The following is a 15,867-nucleotide window of genomic DNA, read 5'->3' as shown; positions in this document are numbered from 1 at the left end:
ATGATATGTACTGTTTAACATTATTCATCAATAACAAATTTAGGAATTAATAATGTGCAACAGTTAGGCAATAATATAAAAAGAACCTGAATAATTGTTAAAAGCAAAGGCATCTACCTTCTGTAAGATAGATGCCTCTTAGCTATATTATTTTAATATGCTCAATATCATTCCCGAACTTCACTTCGTCCCCATCCTTTTTATCTTTAAAGAACCTATAAAATGGAGAATCTGTTGTCAGACCAATGATGTTCTTGCCTTCGTACTTTAAAGCAGGAAGCTTTACTCCTACTACAAATAATGAACTTTCGGTTTCGAAAATACTCCCTTTCCCAATGCCTTCATTTAAATAAGGCTGATGCATCAGTCGCACTACATTCTGGAAATTGCTTTGAGTACTTTCTTTAGAGTCTTTGATTTGTGCTTGTAAAAATGATAATACTTTTTCTTTTGACGTTTTCATTTCAATTATCTTATGATTAATAGTTTTAAGTAATTATACAATCAAAATCGGAAGTTTTAGATCTTCTTTTTTTGACTACTCAGCGTTAGAATTTCATCACGTAGCTATGCTATGCTCTTCAATTCTGCCTTGATTAATCAAAAAAATAATAATCTAACTTTTCCCAATTTTAAATGTTTAACTAATTTATATGAATCTCTATATACACAACTATAAGATAATAAATGAAGTTTCAAAAAGCACTATTTCTTGATCCAAATTTCGATATTAGATCCATCTCTCCATAAATAATTCAATCCCTTTGATGCATACGACTTGCTTGGGTCATTATTGAAGAAGATTGCTACTTCAGGAACTTTTGCCCCCCACTTGGAAGACATTTTCCCTTCTCCTTTACGGATAAATGACAGTTGGATAAAACCTTTAAAAGCATAAGCGACTAAAACTAATTCACCCTCGTTGGCTTTTTGAATAGCTTCTGTTAAAGTGGAACTATTGCTAGCCTCACCTAACATTTTCCAATTGCTATCCGCTGAGATTTTATCGTATGCTTCTGTCATCGTAAGGAAACTTCCACCAACATAAGGATCTTTGAAATCATCAATGTTAAAGATTTCAGTGATCGCTCTGGAAGTATACTGACGGCATTTCATTGGGTCAATACCTTTCTGATAGCACTCCTTGTATTCCTTTACGTATTTATTCAAAATGTCATTTAACTCAACTTCTGTTAAAGACTGCTTTGGTTTTGATGTAGAAATAGTTTCTTTTGATGTTGCTCCTGCTCCTGATAAAAGTGCCTCATCCTCAGTAATTGGTGTCTCAATTTTTGAAAACAAGAAAGTACCTTGATCTACATTTTCATTATTGAAAAACTCACCTTTATACATATAATTTGCGATGATTTTCCCTTCAAAACGTTCACCGTCTTTTTGACGCAATGTAAGTGTACCATCTTCGGCGATCTCGCCTGTCAGTGTTTTTTTGTCTTTTGTGTCTACATATATACAATAGCCTTCTGCTTTTTGATCTTCAATAGAAAAACGAAGTCTTACTTTTAGTTCAGTATTTATTAATCCTTCAAAAGAATAATCTGTTTGTTGTGCCTGCACTTGCATGGCAAAAGCAAGTAGTACAGTTAAGATAAAATATTTAATCATTGTAATTTTGTAAGTGTTAGAGTGCGAAAATAAGGTTTTTTCTTTGTTTTTGAGCAGTTATACATTTAAAATTGGAAAAAGTTAGATTTTGATTGTATAACTGCTTATTTAGCTTATCGCATAATTCTAGATAAAAATATCATCAATAAAGTTTTACAAAGGATGTTCACTCACAACGTTCATTTTAAGTATAAACTATTCGTTTTCTTCAATGCAAAATACTATGGATTCTCTATTTCATGCTCTTGTACATTCAAACGAAAATATATCTGAACTAAAAAAGCTTTCGAGAGGTGATTTACTAATCAGAGTGGGAGAAATTGAAAAGCACATGTATATCATTTTAGAAGGTGCTGTGCGTGTTACTTATTTTGAGGAAGGAAATAAGGAAGAGCATACTATTCGGTTTGGCTATAAAAATTCCATTTTAGCATCTATCCCTTCATTTTTTGATGGAAGCCCATCTCTATTTACTATTGAGTGTATCAGAAGTTCAACGGTAAAGAAGATTCATAAAACACATTTTTTTGAAATAATTGCTTCAGATCCAGCTTATCAAAAGGAATATGATCTTTATCTACAAAATTTCTTTAAGCAACAGATTAAAAGAGAGATTGATTTATTGACTACTTCTCCTGTCAAAAGATTTGAAAGGGTAATAAAGAGAAGCCCTCAATTGTTTCAACATATACCCATGAAATACATCGCTTCTTATCTAAGAATGCAACCAGAGACCTTGAGTAGGATCATGAAAAAAGACAGAGACTTGATGAAAGAATCTAAATAGAAGTTCTTTTTCTAAATAAAATTTGTAGTTTTAATGTTAAACATTTCATTCTTTACCTGTTTTTTAGGTTATAAAATTATCAATCAATGAACTATATACTAGATGAGTTTTCAAGGACATGGGTATCTCCTTCTCAATATGACTATTTATTGGCAAAGGGCTGGAGACATTTCGGACCAAACTTCTTCAGGTATAATATTAGCATTCATGATGAAAAAGTTTGTAACGTTTTACCATTACGTTTAAGAGTAACTGATTTTAAACCTTCAAAGTCACAACGTAAAATTTTACGTAAATGTGAGCATTTCAAATTAAGTATTCAAAAAGCAGAAATTGATGATATCTCACAAGAATTATTTCATGAGCATAAGATGAAGTTTGAGGATAATGTTCCTCAAAGCATTTTTGATTTTCTGTCTAAAGAAAAAACGTCAAGTACCCCCACCACTATTCTAGATCTAAGAGTATATGATGCCGATAAACTAATTGCTGTTAGTTATTTTGGAATTGGTGAAAGTTCTCTTTCTAGTATTTATGGAATGTTTCACCCCGAATATAGAAGTTATAGTTTAGGCATTTTTACCATGCTTGTAGAGATCATGTATGCTAATCAACTGGAATGCGATTACTACTATCATGGTTACTGTTATGACGTTCCATCCTTCTATGATTATAAAAAGAAGTTCTCGGCAATGGAAACGTATTTGTGGGATAAAGACAAGTGGATTGATTATTCTTCTTTTGATAAAGCGGTTTCGATAAGTGCTAATAGCTGATCTTTTTTATCGTCCAGCACTTCGGGTAAAATAGGAATAACCATAAATTGAAGTGTAGTATTTCTTAAAAGTGGTCTAAGTTTGACAGCATCTTTTTCAGAAATGATCACCACTTTATTTGACCCTATCTCATTTTCAATTCTCTGAATTGTTTTTTCAGTGAAAGAGTAATGATCTCTAAACTTAAAGTGCTTTACAACCTCTTTTTGTAATTCTTCTTCGATATACTCAATCATAGGTTCAGGCTTAGCGATACTTGTCATCACATACACCTTTTGATCATCAGCATTGACATCTGATTGTTCATTCAAGACATAAGCTTCATCATATTTGATAGAAGTAAAGAATACATGTGCATTGGGAGCATACTTATGTGTTTCCTGAGTATAAGTATCAATTTCAGTTTGAGAAAGTTGATTTTTAACTTTTGTGTAAATGATGATATCAGCTCTTGAAGCTCCCTCCCGATTCTCTCTTAATCTACCTAAAGGCAATACTTCATCTTTGAAAAATGGAGAGCTGAAATCAGAAAGCATAATATTCAAATCTCTGTGAATGGCTCTATGCTGAAAAGCGTCATCTAGAACGATCATATCAGAATCCATAAAGAAGGGCATCCCAAGTACTCTTTGTTCAGCTACTACCACTTCCACATTATTATATTTTGAGTGATACTGCATTGGCTCATCACCAATTGTTTTAGCAGTAGCTATTTCATCCGCATATATTGGTCCTTTAGTTTTTCTACCGTATCCTCTACTTAAGATGCCTACCTTATACTTCTTTGAAAAGTTTTGGATCAGAAATTCTACGAAAGGTGTTTTTCCAGTACCTCCCACTGATAAATTTCCAACACAAATAATAGGCAAAGTAAATGAGACAACACGACTTCTGCCATTGTCATAGTTTTTATTACGAATGCTTGTAATGTAATCGTATAAGGTAGAAAAGGGCTTTAATATATACTTCATGCCTCAAAAATAGATAATAAAAAACCCATCTGAAAAACAGATGGGTTGAAAATATTCTAATAAAAGTAATTATGCTAAAGCAATTTTTACTTTTTCAGCAGCTTCTTTAAGAGTAATCGCTGAAGTTACTTTTAATCCTGACTCGTCAATGATTTTAGCACCTTCCTCAGCGTTAGTACCTTGAAGACGTACAATGATTGGCACTTGAATGTCACCAATGTTTTTGTAAGCTTCAACAACACCGTTTGCTACACGATCACAACGAACGATACCACCAAATACGTTGATAAGGATAGCTTTTACGTTAGGATCTTTAAGGATAATTCTAAATCCAGCTTCTACAGTAGTAGCGTTTGCTCCACCCCCTACGTCAAGGAAGTTAGCAGGATCACCACCAGAAAGCTTAATCATATCCATAGTTGCCATTGCTAAACCTGCACCGTTTACCATACAACCTACGTTACCATCCAATTTCACATAGTTAAGACCAGACTCGCCAGCTTCAACTTCTGTTGGATCTTCCTCAGTGATATCACGCATTTCAGCGATATTTTTGTGACGGTATAAAGCGTTATCATCGATACCTACTTTAGCATCAACGGCCATCACTTGATCATCTGAAGTTTTGAAAACAGGGTTGATTTCAAACATTTCAGAATCTGTATCAACGTAAGCGTTATAAAGAGCAGTAACAAATTTTGTCATCTCTTTGAAAGACTTACCTGATGTTCCTAAGTTAAAAGCAACTCTTCTTGCTTGGAAACCTTGGATACCTACAGCTGGATCGATCTCTTCTTTGAAGATAAGCTCAGGAGTTTTCTCCGCTACTTCTTCAATGTCCATACCACCCTCTGTAGAGTACATGATCATATTTTTACCTGTAGCTCTGTCAAGCAGTACAGACATATAATATTCTTTGATTTCTGATTCACCAGGGTAATATACATCCTGTTGAACCATGATTTTGTTAACCTTCTTACCTTCAGGTCCTGTTTGAGGTGTAACTAATTGCATACCGATGATTTGCTCTGAAAGCGTTTTCACATCGTCCATACTTTTAGCAACTTTTACTCCACCGCCTTTACCACGGCCACCAGCATGAATTTGAGCTTTTACAACCCAGAAATTAGTGCCTGTTTCTTCAGTAAGTTTTTTTGCAGCCTCCACAGCTTCTTCTGGAGTTTCTGCTACATATCCTGCAGGAACTTTTACTCCGTATTCCTTAAGGATGCTTTTTGCTTGGTATTCGTGAATGTTCATGACAATTGACCCGTTGGGTGCACAAGTTTGTTTACGTATTGCTACTTAAAAAAAACACAATGATATTCATCATGTCCGTTTGGTAATACAATTCTAATTAAAATAAATGTAAAGTCTAATTTGCTTACGCGAATACATGCCTATGTAATGCGATTTTCTTAGCATTTTTCAATGAAAAATAGAGAAAAAAAAGAGTTCGATTCAAAACAGAGCCAAATTTTGACTTGTTTTTTCATCGAACTCCAAAAGAAAAATCTTTAATTATGATTTTTTAGTGGTTGTCTTTTTCCTTGTAGTGGTCTTCTTAGCAGTGGTTTTCTTAGCCGCTGTTGTTTTCTTGGCAGTAGTTGCCTTCTTAGCGGGTTCTTTTTTTGCCGCTGCTTTCTTACCACGAGTTTTAGGTTCTGGAGCCTCCTCTATGATCTTCTTCACTTCCTCATAGGTCAATTCCTTTGCCTTTTCTTTTAATTCCTTAGGGATTTTAATATTAGCTTTATTATAAGAAATATAAGGTCCCCATCTACCATTTAAGAGTTGAAGATTTTCTTCTTCTTCAAACACCTTAATTAGTTTTTCAGCATCAGCTTTTCTTTTCGCTAAGATAAGCTCAATTGCAGTTTCTAATTCAACGGTTTCAGGAGCGTATTCTTTTCCTAATGAAACGAATTTACCATCGTGACGGATGTATGGACCAAAACGACCAATTGCCGCCACTACTACTTTATCTTCATATTTACCTAATGTTCTCGGTAACTTGAATAGCTCTAAAGCTTCTTCTAAAGTAATCGTTTCTAAGTATTGCCCTTTTCTTAGGGAAGCAAATTTCTTTTCTTCATCATCCTGCTCACCAATTTGAGCAATAGGACCAAATCTACCTAAACGAACTAAGACCTTCTTCCCTGTTGCAGGATCAATTCCTAATTCTTTTTCAGCATGAGCTTCAGCTCTGTCAGCATTTTCCTCAGTATCTACTACAGTATGATGGAATGGCTTATAGAAATCACCCAACATCGATTGCCATTGTAAATTACCATGCGCAATCTCATCAAACTGTTCTTCCACTTTTGCTGTGAAAGAATAGTCAATAACGTTAGTGAAATGTTTCACAAGGAAATCGTTCACTACCATACCCATGTTTGTAGGGAAAAGCTTTCCTTTCTCAGTACCGTAAGTTTCTGTAAGGTTCTTTTCAGTTACAGCACCTCCTTCTAGTACAAACTGAGTGTAATTTCTTTCTTTACCATCTCTTGCTTCCTTAATTACATACTCTCTTTTTTGGATCGTAGAAATTGTAGGTGCATAAGTTGATGGACGTCCAATACCTTTTTCTTCCAACATTTTTACAAGACTTGCCTCTGTATATCTAGCAGGAGGTCTTGAGAAACGTTGTGTTGCAGACATTACATTTAAAGGCATGTCCTGACCAACAGATAATGGAGGAAGCATTCCTTTTGTCTCCTCGTCTTCTTCATGGTCATCATCGTTAGATTCAATATAAGCTTTCAAGAAACCTTCAAAAATTACTACCTCACCTTTTGCTACAAATTTTTCAGTTCTCTTTGCAGTAGTGATTTCGGCAGTCGTTCTTTCCAATTTAGCATCAGCCATCTGCGAAGCAACAGCTCTTTTCCAAATCAAGTCATACAAACGAGCCTCTCTATTATCAGAAAGATCTGGCTTATGATTATTGAAATTGGTTGGACGAATGGCTTCGTGGGCTTCTTGAGCACCTTTATTAGAAGTTTTAAAATGTCTTACTTGTACATAATCCTCTCCATACACCGTTGCAATTTCATTCGTAGCAGATTGAATTGCTTCTTCTGAAAGGTTTAAGGAGTCGGTACGCATATAAGTAATGTGTCCCGCTTCATATAATTTCTGAGCGATGGACATTGTTGAAGCTACAGAGTAACCAAGTTTTCTACTTGCTTCCTGTTGCAATGTAGAAGTGGTAAAAGGTGGAGCTGGCGTTTTCTTGCCAGGTCTAGTTTTAATATCATTGATCTTAAAATCAGCACCTAGACAGTCATTCAAAAACTGCTCTGCTTCATCTTTTGAATTGAATTTGGTAGATAATTCAGCTTCTAATGCCTTATTATTACCTAAATCAAAAGAAGCTACTACTCTAAAATAGTCTTTTGGCTTAAAGGCCTCAATTTCTCTTTCTCTTTCAACTACAAGTCTTGCAGCAACACTTTGAACACGGCCGGCTGACAGTCCTCTTTGAATTTTCTTCCATAAAACTGGAGAAAGCTCAAAACCTACCAAACGGTCCAGAATTCTTCTGGCTTGCTGCGCGTTTACTAAATCAATGTCAATAGTTCTTGGAGCTTGAATCGCTGCTTTAATAGCAGTTTTTGTAATTTCTCTGAAAACTATTCTTTTAGTATCAGCTTCTTTGAGTTTTAAAGTTTCTTTTAAGTGCCATGAAATGGCCTCTCCTTCGCGGTCATCATCGGTCGCTAGCCAGACCATCTCAGCTTCCTTAGATAATTTCTTTAGTTCTCTGATAACATCTTTCTTATCAGACGATATTTCATAGGTTGGGTTAAAATCATGTTCTACATCAATGGCATCATTTCCTTTCTTCAAGTCTCGAACATGACCATAGCTTGATCTAACCGTATAATCACCTCCTAAATACTTCTCTATAGTCTTGGCTTTTGCTGGCGATTCGACAATCAGTAAATTCTTAGTCATATATATAAATAATAATCTCTATTAATTCTTAAAAACAGCAGAATGATAAATGGTAATATCTCCCGCGCGAAACAACTTATTACAAACTTGAATAAAGATCAAAGAATTTTACGTTTTTATTTTTTTTAGAGGGATTTTACTTCAAATTACCATTTTTTAATGATTTAGGTCATTTAAATATAAAAAAAATAAATTCTTCTGATTTTTAGCGTTTTTAGCGCATATATCGATTGAATTACCCCTGTTTTTTTGCAAAAACGTAAAATCTGAAATATATTTAGGCATTCAAAACGAGTAGCAATCGGTTTTGGAAATAAAACACGTGCGAAAATAAAGAATAATTAACACTTTTTAGTTATGCAAGAAGTAGAACTTGACCACAACAAACCTCAAACAAATTCCGACAAAAACATGGATGAAAAGACAGCGCAATTAACATATGCTGGTAACACTTACGAATTACCAGTTGTAAAAGGTTCAGAAGAAGAAATTGGTGTTGACATCAGTAAGCTTCGTGCTCAAAGTGGATTAATCACTTTGGATGTAGGATTCAAAAACACGGGTTCTACAACAAGTGATATTACTTTCCTTGATGGAGAAAAAGGTATTTTAAGATATAGAGGTTATTCTATTGAAGACCTTTGTGAGCATTCTACTTTCTCTGAAGTTGCATATTTATTGATTAATGGAGAATTACCCACTGCCCAAGAATTCGACAAGTTCAAATCAGACGTTTCTCGCCACACATTAGTACACGAAAACGTAAGAAAGATCTTTGATGGTTTCCCTGCAGATGCTCACCCTATGGGCGTTTTATCTTCATTGGTAACTTCATTGACAGCTTTCCACCCAGAATCATTAGATCCGAATAGAGATCACGAAATGGTAGATTTAACAATCCACAGATTGATTGCTAAGCTTCCTACTTTGGCTTCATGGGTATACAAGAAAAGTGTTGGTCACCCATTGATGTATCCTGAAAACAAGTTAAGCTATATCGAAAACTTCATGAAAATGATGTTCGGCTTGCCAGTTGAGGATTACGATATCGATCCAGTATTAGTAGACGCTTTAGATAAACTATTAATCTTACACGCAGATCACGAGCAAAACTGTTCAGCTGCTACAGTAAGAGTTGTAGGTTCATCACAAGCTTCATTATATGTTGCTATCTCTGCAGGTATCAATGCACTTTGGGGTCCTCTTCACGGTGGTGCTAACCAAGCTGTAATTGAGATGTTAGAAGACATCCACGCTAACGGTGGTGATGTTGATAAATTTATTGCAAAAGCAAAAGATCCTAATGATCCATTCCGTTTGATGGGATTCGGTCATAGAGTATATAAAAACTTCGACCCAAGAGCGAAGATCATTAAGAAGCACGCAGATGCAGTACTTGATAAATTAGGTATCAATGATCCACTTCTTGAGATCGCTAAAGGTTTAGAAGAAAAAGCATTGAACGACGAATACTTCCAACAAAGAAAATTATATCCAAACGTGGATTTCTATTCTGGAATTATTTACAAAGCAATGGGCTTCCCTACAGAAATGTTTACAGTATTGTTTGCATTGGGTCGTCTTCCAGGTTGGATTGCACAATGGAAAGAGTCAAGAAACTTAGGACAACCTATCTCTCGTCCTCGTCAGGTTTATACTGGTGCAGTTGCAAGACCTTATCCTACAAAATAATAAAGGAAGTAACTTTACTTTCAGAAAAGCCATCAGAATTGATGGCTTTTTTTTCTGTACTTTTTCTTTTATTTTTGATCCATGCTCCGTATCTATATTTTTTTCCTGCTGTTTATTCTGACTACTTCTATCTCATCGGTAATGGGACAGGGTAACTTTTACTGGCAACAACAACAAGGTGCCAATGGTAATTTATTGGGAGGTTCACTCGCTTCAGGTGCAACTGATAACAGTGCTATTTTTTACAATCCTGGTGCATTAGCCTTTACAGAAACCCCCAACGTATCCTTTACTTCAGATCTTTTAAGTTATACTTTTTTTAACATACAAAATGGTGCAGGTCAAGGTATTGACTTAAAAGGGAATCAATTTGAAACAAAACCTCAGATGATTGCGGGTACTGCTTTTAATTTGAAGAAAAGACATTTTAAGGTTACTTATGCGATCATTAATTTATTGAATAGTAAAAGAGAATATACGAGCTCAAATCAAGGGCAAATACCGAATACTAATGATTATTATGAAGGTTATTTCAATTATAAAAGTCAATTGAGAAATGACCGTATTGCTATCGGCACAACTTACCGAATAAGTGAATCTGTAGGTATAGGTGTCACACACTTCATAGATATAAAAGGATCTGAACTGACTAATAACACTAATGAAACATGGTCTAGGAATAACACTATTACTAACTACAGTAATGATTATAAAAATCTAAGATTCAATCAGGTTTCTCTTTTGTGGAAAATTGGTATTGCATGGCATTACAACGACCGTTTGAATATTGGTTTCAATTTTGAAACTGCCGACATTAACCTTCCCTTTTTATCAAGATCTAATTCGAGGAGAATCATTGAAACACTAGATAATTCTGGTAATGTACTGAAAGAAATTAGTGATCAAGAAAGGGTATATTCAAATTATAAATTACCTGTTACAGCTGAGTTAAACCTTGGTTATACAACTCCCAAAACAGAATATTCAGCTCGAATAGGTGTTTTTGGTAAAGTGAAAAAATATGGGATTCTAGAGTTAAAGCCAGAGAAATCAATTTTCTCTTCAAATGATGATACTTTTAGCCAATACTTTGTAGCCAACAAACCCATCGTAAATTTTGCTGTAGGTTTCAAGCATAGAATTGTGGAGGATGTGAACATTTTAACAGGCTTCAGAACGGATTTCAACTTTTTAGATTTTGAAGACATTGACCCGATCAAAGATAATCGTTTGTCTTTTGACTATTGGGATCTTTATCACTTGTCAGCAGGTTTCGAATGGTTTGGGTCTAGGTTTAATATTATAGGCGGTTTGGTTTGTGATATGGGATTTTCTGAAAACGACACACAAATCACCAACTTAACAGCAAGGCCATACGAAGAATTATATGATAGAAAACATAATACTGAAACTACTTACCTTCAGTTTAATCTAATTTTTGGTATTACTTATCATTTCAAAGACAGAACACAGCTATAATTCTTATTTTCTTGAATTGTACTCATAATATTCTACTATATTTATAGTAAGTACTAGGACAAAAGTGAACGGACATTTTATCTGTTTTCTTCCGTTCTTGTATCTATAACAATTCAATTAATAAATAAACATGAAAAGAACTTATACGCTGAGTTTAATACTGAGCTTATTTGTAGTACTCACCAATTCTTTTACTGCAAAAGCTCAAGACTCGAATACGAGCAGACTTCCACATTTCGACAAACATGAACAACTTAATGAAAAGTCATTTCTAAAGAATATCCCATTCAGAAATGTTGGTCCAACGGTTATGAGTGGCCGTGTAACGGATGTTGATGTTAATCCAGACAACCCTAAAGAGTTTTATGCAGCATATGCATCTAGTGGCTTGTGGCATACTACAACTTCCGGAGTAGACTTCTCTCCTATTTTTGATCAGGAAGCAACTATGACAATTGGTGATATTGCTGTCAATTGGAGTTCACCTCAAAAGACAATATGGGTTGGAACTGGAGAAAATAATTCAAGCCGTTCAAGTTACGCTGGCCTTGGTTTGTACAAATCAGATGATCATGGTAAAACTTGGAAACATGCTGGTCTTGAAAACACACAGCACATTGGTCGTATCGTATTACACCCTACAGAAGAAAATACGCTTTGGGTAGCATCTATTGGTAACTTATATTCTAAGGATGAGAATAGAGGGGTTTATAAATCAGTAGATGGAGGTACGACTTGGAAGAAGACCTTATTTATTTCTGATAGCACAGGTGTTATAGATATAATTATTGACCCTAAAAATCCCCAAGTACTCTATGCTTCAGCTTGGGAAAGAACACGTAAGGCTTGGGATTTCAAAGCTTCAGGCAAAGAGTCTGGAATTTATAAGTCGATTGACGGAGGAGACACATGGAATAGAATCACTACAAAAAAATCTGCTTTCCCTGTAACAGATGGTGTAGGTAGAATTGGCCTTGCTATTTCGCATCAAGATTCTAACATGTTGTATGCTTTCCTTGATAATCAAGACCCGAAAGAGGAACAAAAGAAGAAAGAAGAGTTACCGCTGACAAGAACTCAGTTAAAAAACATGTCTTCTGACGACTTTCTGAATCAGACTGACGAAAACATCAATAAATATCTAGATCACTATAATTTCCCTAAAGCTTATTCAGCAGAATCAATTAAAAAGGATATCAAGAAAGGAAAATATAATCCGATTGTCTTAGTTGAATACTTAGGTGATGCTGAAGATGATCTATTTAATACAGAGATAAAAGGTGCAGAAGTATATCAATCTAAAGATGGCGGTAAAACTTGGAAAAAGACACATAGCAATCATTTAGATAGAGTGGTATATACATTTGGTTACTATTTTGGGAATATCCGTGTGAGTCCTCAAGATGATCAAACGTTATACATTCTTGGTGTTCCTGTATTAAAATCAACGGATGGCGGTAAAACTTGGAAAGACAAAGGAGATCCTAACGTTCACGTTGATCATCATGCTTTATGGATTAATCCTAAAAACCAAGAACACATTGTTTTAGGAAATGACGGAGGCGTCAACATCTCTTATGATGGAGGTGATACTTATTTCAAGGCAAATTCAATACCTGTGGGACAATTCTACGCTGTAAACGTGGATATGGCAGAACCTTATAATATCTATGGCGGTCTTCAGGATAATGGCGTTTGGGTAGGTTCTTCTAAATCTAAAATTGATAGAGGCTGGCAAAACTCAGGAAAATATCCATTCCAAGAAATCATGGGTGGTGATGGTATGCAAATCGGTGTGGATACTAGAGATAATGAAACGGTTTATACTGGTTATCAATTTGGAAACTATTATAGAATCAATACGAAAAAAGGCGTTGAGAAATACATTACTCCAAAGCATGATTTAAGTGAAAAGCCTCTACGCTGGAACTGGCAGTCCCCTCTTCAAGTTTCCACTCATAATGAAGATATCGTTTACTTTGGATCAAATCGTTTTCACAGATCACTAAATAAAGGAGAAAAGTTTGAAGCTCTTTCAGGTGATTTGACAAATAAAGGAATAAAAGGAAATGTACCTTATGGAACATTGACAAGTATTTCAGAATCCCCTATTCAGTTTGGTTTAATTTATACTGGTTCTGATGATGGCAAAGTATTCCTATCTGAAAATGTTGGTGCTTCATGGAAAGATATTTCTAAAGGCTTGCCTGAAGGTTTATGGGTAAGTAGAATAATTGCTTCAAAGCATGATTTAAATACTGTCATTGTTGCTTTAAATGGATATAGAAATGATGATTTTAATGCTTACCTCTACGCTTCTAAAGATAGAGGACAGACTTGGACAAAACTTGGAAGTGATTTACCACTAGAACCTATCAATGTTGTAAAAGAAGACCCCAATAACAACGATGTACTTTATGTAGGAACTGACAATGGACTTTATGTCTCTTACGATAAGGGTTCTTCATTTATGACATTAGGCAACCTACCCAATGTTGCTGTTCATGATTTAGTAGTTCATCCAAGAGATAACGAAATTGTCGTAGGTACTCATGGTAGAGCAATTTATGTTGGAGATCTTTCTATTAGTCAAAACTTTAAAAAGGAAGATTTTGAAACTACATTAAAAGTTTTTGCTATAGATGAAATCACAGAAAACCCTAAATGGGGAATGATTGAAGGCTACTTTGAATGGGGAGAACCTATTGAAAGTACAGTTCAAATTCCTGTTTTCAATCATAAAAAAGGAACGGTTGAAATTAAGATCTCCTGTGAAGGAAAAACGCTAAAGACTTATTCAGTGGATGTAGAAAAAGGCCTGAATTATCTTGATTACAATCTTTCAATAGATGCAAAAAACAGGAAGGTTTTGGAAAAAGCGTTGGAAGTTGAATTAAAGGAAACGGACAATAAAGTGAATTACCTTAAGCCAGGTGTTTATACCGTTACTGTATCAATGGGAGGTGAAAAAGCAGAAAGTACTTTAAAGGTAAATGAGAAAAAAGCACCTTATAAAAGAGTAAAGAAAAAGAAGATTCCTTAAGAGGAAATTCAATAAAAAAAGAAAATGCTCCATTATAGTCAGAAGCTACAATGGAGCATTTTTTATGCTTTTCCTTTATAATCAATTCCTCCAAAGAGATGAAGGTAAATTGACCTAGAAAGTCGGAATGTAAAGGGTAATAATACAATCATAGGAATTACAGCCATAATGATATAAGTGATTGTGTCTTCTGGCTTAATTAAAACCGCAGTGATCACAAGCATCACAAACATAAGAGCAGTATTAATACCGTAACTTACATACATAGCACCATAATAAAAACCTGTTTCAGGCTCAAGGTTGGCGTTGCATTTGGTACATCTATAATTGATTTGATTGAATTTGAGAGATAAAGCTGAATTTGTAAAAAGATCTCCTTCTCTGCATTGAGGACATTTCTTTTGTACAATGGCTTGAAGCTTACTTTTACTCATAATTAGGTTAAGTCTAGTTTTTGTTGAACCTGTTCTTTTGAGATATCTTTAATGTTACCACCTTCGCATATTAAAGCTCTTTCAGGGTTAACCCTCAAAAAGGAATGCTGATGCGTGGCCATTATGATACTGGTTCCACTTTCATTTATTTCTTTAAATAGGTCAAGAATTGCTCTTGATACTTTAGGGTCTAAGTTACCAGTAGGTTCGTCAGCAATAATGAGATCAGGGTCATTTACCAAAGCTCTAGCAATTGCAACTCTTTGTTGTTCACCACCAGAAAGCTGATGAGGCATCTTATCTTTTGTCAAGCGAGGAAGATTTACTTTTTCCAAGAGTTCATCCACCTTATTGTTCATTTTCTGTTGATTACTCCAACCTGTTGCTTTCATCACAAACAATAAGTTCTCTTCTACAGATCTGTCCGTCAAGAGTTCGAAGTCTTGGAAAATGACACCTACAGAACGGCGCAAGAAAGGGATATCTTTTTTATCAAGCTCATTCACTTGAAAATTATTCACTCTAACTACTCCTTCCGTCGGGTACAAATCTGCGTACAACAAACGCAAAAGAGAGGATTTACCACTACCTGTCGTTCCTAACAAATAAATAAACTCACCCCTAGCGATATCAAAATTGATGTCCTTAAGAATGACAGCACCCTCAAAAACAACTTTCACATCTCGGATAGTAACAATTTGATCCATCTTAGATATCTAGTTTTTGAATTTTCCCGAAAGGCAATTGTTCAATTACCTCTTTTAAAACTTCTTCTTTGCCTTCAAGACCATATTTCTCCAATTTTGTCAACGGTCTGTCCGCTCTGAAATATGCGATCAGAACAAAATCTTCGTCTCTTAGCTGAATGTAGTTCGGGATTTTGGCTTTGCCTTTTACTTTAATAATATACATGTAAAAAATAAATAGGTATATAAACTTACGTCGCCCAATCACAAAGCTGTTTTTGGGTGACATGAATTGAAGAAACCATCCGTGCCAATAATTTTTTGAAAATTGTTTTCCGATATACCCTTCTATTAAATCGAAAATGAAATTCATCTAAATATCGTTGGATATATTGATCACTGACATGGTGATGAAT

At 34.9% G+C, this 15,867-nt stretch carries 13 protein-coding genes; 5 read left to right on the top strand and 8 right to left on the bottom strand.

Annotation, left to right across the window (positions count from 1 at the left end; all coding sequences use genetic code 11):
* Positions 1–142: 142 nt before the first annotated feature.
* Positions 143–463 carry a hypothetical protein gene (locus tag HHU12_RS03650; protein WP_169655105.1) on the bottom strand — a complete coding sequence of 107 codons (321 nt, stop codon included), beginning with the start codon at positions 461–463 and terminating at the stop codon, positions 143–145.
* Between the two features lie 242 nt (positions 464–705).
* Positions 706–1,623 carry a hypothetical protein gene (locus HHU12_RS03645; RefSeq protein ID WP_169655103.1) on the bottom strand — a complete coding sequence of 306 codons (918 nt, stop codon included), beginning with the start codon at positions 1,621–1,623 and terminating at the stop codon, positions 706–708.
* Positions 1,624–1,846: 223 nt separating this feature from the next.
* Between HHU12_RS03645 and HHU12_RS03640 the strand changes: the two genes are divergently transcribed.
* Together HHU12_RS03640 and HHU12_RS03635 are read left to right on the top strand one after the other, a co-directional pair.
* Positions 1,847–2,410 carry a Crp/Fnr family transcriptional regulator gene (locus HHU12_RS03640; RefSeq protein WP_169655101.1) on the top strand — a complete coding sequence of 188 codons (564 nt, stop codon included), beginning with the start codon at positions 1,847–1,849 and terminating at the stop codon, positions 2,408–2,410.
* 86 nt (positions 2,411–2,496) lie between these two features.
* On the top strand, positions 2,497–3,186 hold the full coding sequence (locus HHU12_RS03635; RefSeq protein ID WP_169655099.1) for an arginine-tRNA-protein transferase: 690 nt from the start codon (positions 2,497–2,499) through the stop codon (positions 3,184–3,186).
* On the opposite strand, the gene lpxK is transcribed toward HHU12_RS03635, so the two are convergent.
* The 3 genes from lpxK to topA all read right to left on the bottom strand — a co-directional run bounded on the left by lpxK (position 3,141) and on the right by topA (position 8,117).
* A complete protein-coding gene (lpxK, locus tag HHU12_RS03630; protein ID WP_169655097.1) occupies positions 3,141–4,157 on the bottom strand; it encodes a tetraacyldisaccharide 4'-kinase in 1,017 nt (338 codons plus the stop codon). The genes HHU12_RS03635 and lpxK overlap by 46 nt on opposite strands.
* A 69-nt stretch (positions 4,158–4,226) precedes the next feature.
* Entirely contained in the window at positions 4,227–5,417 is a 1,191-nt protein-coding gene (gene sucC, locus HHU12_RS03625; RefSeq protein ID WP_169655094.1) for an ADP-forming succinate--CoA ligase subunit beta, read from the bottom strand.
* A gap of 261 nt (positions 5,418–5,678) precedes the next feature.
* Positions 5,679–8,117: a type I DNA topoisomerase gene (topA, locus tag HHU12_RS03620; RefSeq protein ID WP_169655092.1), complete on the bottom strand. Its 2,439-nt coding sequence runs from the start codon at positions 8,115–8,117 to the stop codon at positions 5,679–5,681.
* Between the two features lie 411 nt (positions 8,118–8,528).
* Here topA and HHU12_RS03615 point away from each other — a divergent pair, with 411 nt between their 5' ends.
* The 3 genes from HHU12_RS03615 to HHU12_RS03605 all read left to right on the top strand — a co-directional run bounded on the left by HHU12_RS03615 (position 8,529) and on the right by HHU12_RS03605 (position 14,331).
* Complete coding sequence (locus HHU12_RS03615) at positions 8,529–9,809, top strand: citrate synthase (RefSeq protein WP_169655255.1); 1,281 nt, start codon at positions 8,529–8,531, stop codon at positions 9,807–9,809.
* 81 nt (positions 9,810–9,890) lie between these two features.
* A complete protein-coding gene (locus HHU12_RS03610; protein WP_169655090.1) occupies positions 9,891–11,288 on the top strand; it encodes an outer membrane protein transport protein in 1,398 nt (465 codons plus the stop codon).
* Between the two features lie 130 nt (positions 11,289–11,418).
* The gene (locus tag HHU12_RS03605; protein ID WP_169655089.1) at positions 11,419–14,331 is read left to right on the top strand and encodes a WD40/YVTN/BNR-like repeat-containing protein; all 2,913 of its coding nucleotides are present in this window, start codon (positions 11,419–11,421) and stop codon (positions 14,329–14,331) included.
* Positions 14,332–14,393: 62 nt separating this feature from the next.
* Here HHU12_RS03605 and HHU12_RS03600 read toward each other — a convergent pair whose 3' ends face one another.
* Genes HHU12_RS03600 through HHU12_RS03590 form a run of 3 tightly spaced genes read right to left on the bottom strand, consistent with a single transcriptional unit; the run spans position 14,394 to position 15,677 of the window.
* On the bottom strand, positions 14,394–14,765 hold the full coding sequence (locus HHU12_RS03600; RefSeq protein ID WP_169655087.1) for a DUF983 domain-containing protein: 372 nt from the start codon (positions 14,763–14,765) through the stop codon (positions 14,394–14,396).
* Between the two features lie 2 nt (positions 14,766–14,767).
* Positions 14,768–15,472, bottom strand: coding sequence for a cell division ATP-binding protein FtsE (locus tag HHU12_RS03595; protein WP_169655085.1), 705 nt, complete (start codon positions 15,470–15,472; stop codon positions 14,768–14,770).
* Between the two features lies 1 nt (position 15,473).
* The gene (locus HHU12_RS03590) at positions 15,474–15,677 is read right to left on the bottom strand and encodes a fructose-6-phosphate aldolase (protein ID WP_169655253.1); all 204 of its coding nucleotides are present in this window, start codon (positions 15,675–15,677) and stop codon (positions 15,474–15,476) included.
* Positions 15,678–15,867 lie beyond the last annotated feature (190 nt).

This window comes from Flammeovirga aprica JL-4, from assembly GCF_012844305.1.
Lineage (GTDB): Bacteria > Bacteroidota > Bacteroidia > Cytophagales > Flammeovirgaceae > Flammeovirga > Flammeovirga aprica.
This window is presented reverse-complemented; position numbering and strand designations above follow the sequence as displayed.

Bases quoted from the DNA above. Each gene is read 5' to 3' on its own strand.
- HHU12_RS03610 (WP_169655090.1), top strand. From the start codon at position 9,891: ATGCTCCGTATCTATATTTTTTTCCTGCTGTTTATTCTGACTACTTCT.
- HHU12_RS03595 (WP_169655085.1), bottom strand. From the start codon at position 15,472: ATGGATCAAATTGTTACTATCCGAGATGTGAAAGTTGTTTTTGAGGGT.
- HHU12_RS03600 (WP_169655087.1), bottom strand. From the start codon at position 14,765: ATGAGTAAAAGTAAGCTTCAAGCCATTGTACAAAAGAAATGTCCTCAA.
- HHU12_RS03640 (WP_169655101.1), top strand. From the start codon at position 1,847: ATGGATTCTCTATTTCATGCTCTTGTACATTCAAACGAAAATATATCT.
- HHU12_RS03635 (WP_169655099.1), top strand. From the start codon at position 2,497: ATGAACTATATACTAGATGAGTTTTCAAGGACATGGGTATCTCCTTCT.
- lpxK (WP_169655097.1), bottom strand. From the start codon at position 4,157: ATGAAGTATATATTAAAGCCCTTTTCTACCTTATACGATTACATTACA.
- sucC (WP_169655094.1), bottom strand. From the start codon at position 5,417: ATGAACATTCACGAATACCAAGCAAAAAGCATCCTTAAGGAATACGGA.
- HHU12_RS03605 (WP_169655089.1), top strand. From the start codon at position 11,419: ATGAAAAGAACTTATACGCTGAGTTTAATACTGAGCTTATTTGTAGTA.
- HHU12_RS03645 (WP_169655103.1), bottom strand. From the start codon at position 1,623: ATGATTAAATATTTTATCTTAACTGTACTACTTGCTTTTGCCATGCAA.
- topA (WP_169655092.1), bottom strand. From the start codon at position 8,117: ATGACTAAGAATTTACTGATTGTCGAATCGCCAGCAAAAGCCAAGACT.
- HHU12_RS03650 (WP_169655105.1), bottom strand. From the start codon at position 463: ATGAAAACGTCAAAAGAAAAAGTATTATCATTTTTACAAGCACAAATC.
- HHU12_RS03590 (WP_169655253.1), bottom strand. From the start codon at position 15,677: ATGTATATTATTAAAGTAAAAGGCAAAGCCAAAATCCCGAACTACATT.
- HHU12_RS03615 (WP_169655255.1), top strand. From the start codon at position 8,529: ATGGATGAAAAGACAGCGCAATTAACATATGCTGGTAACACTTACGAA.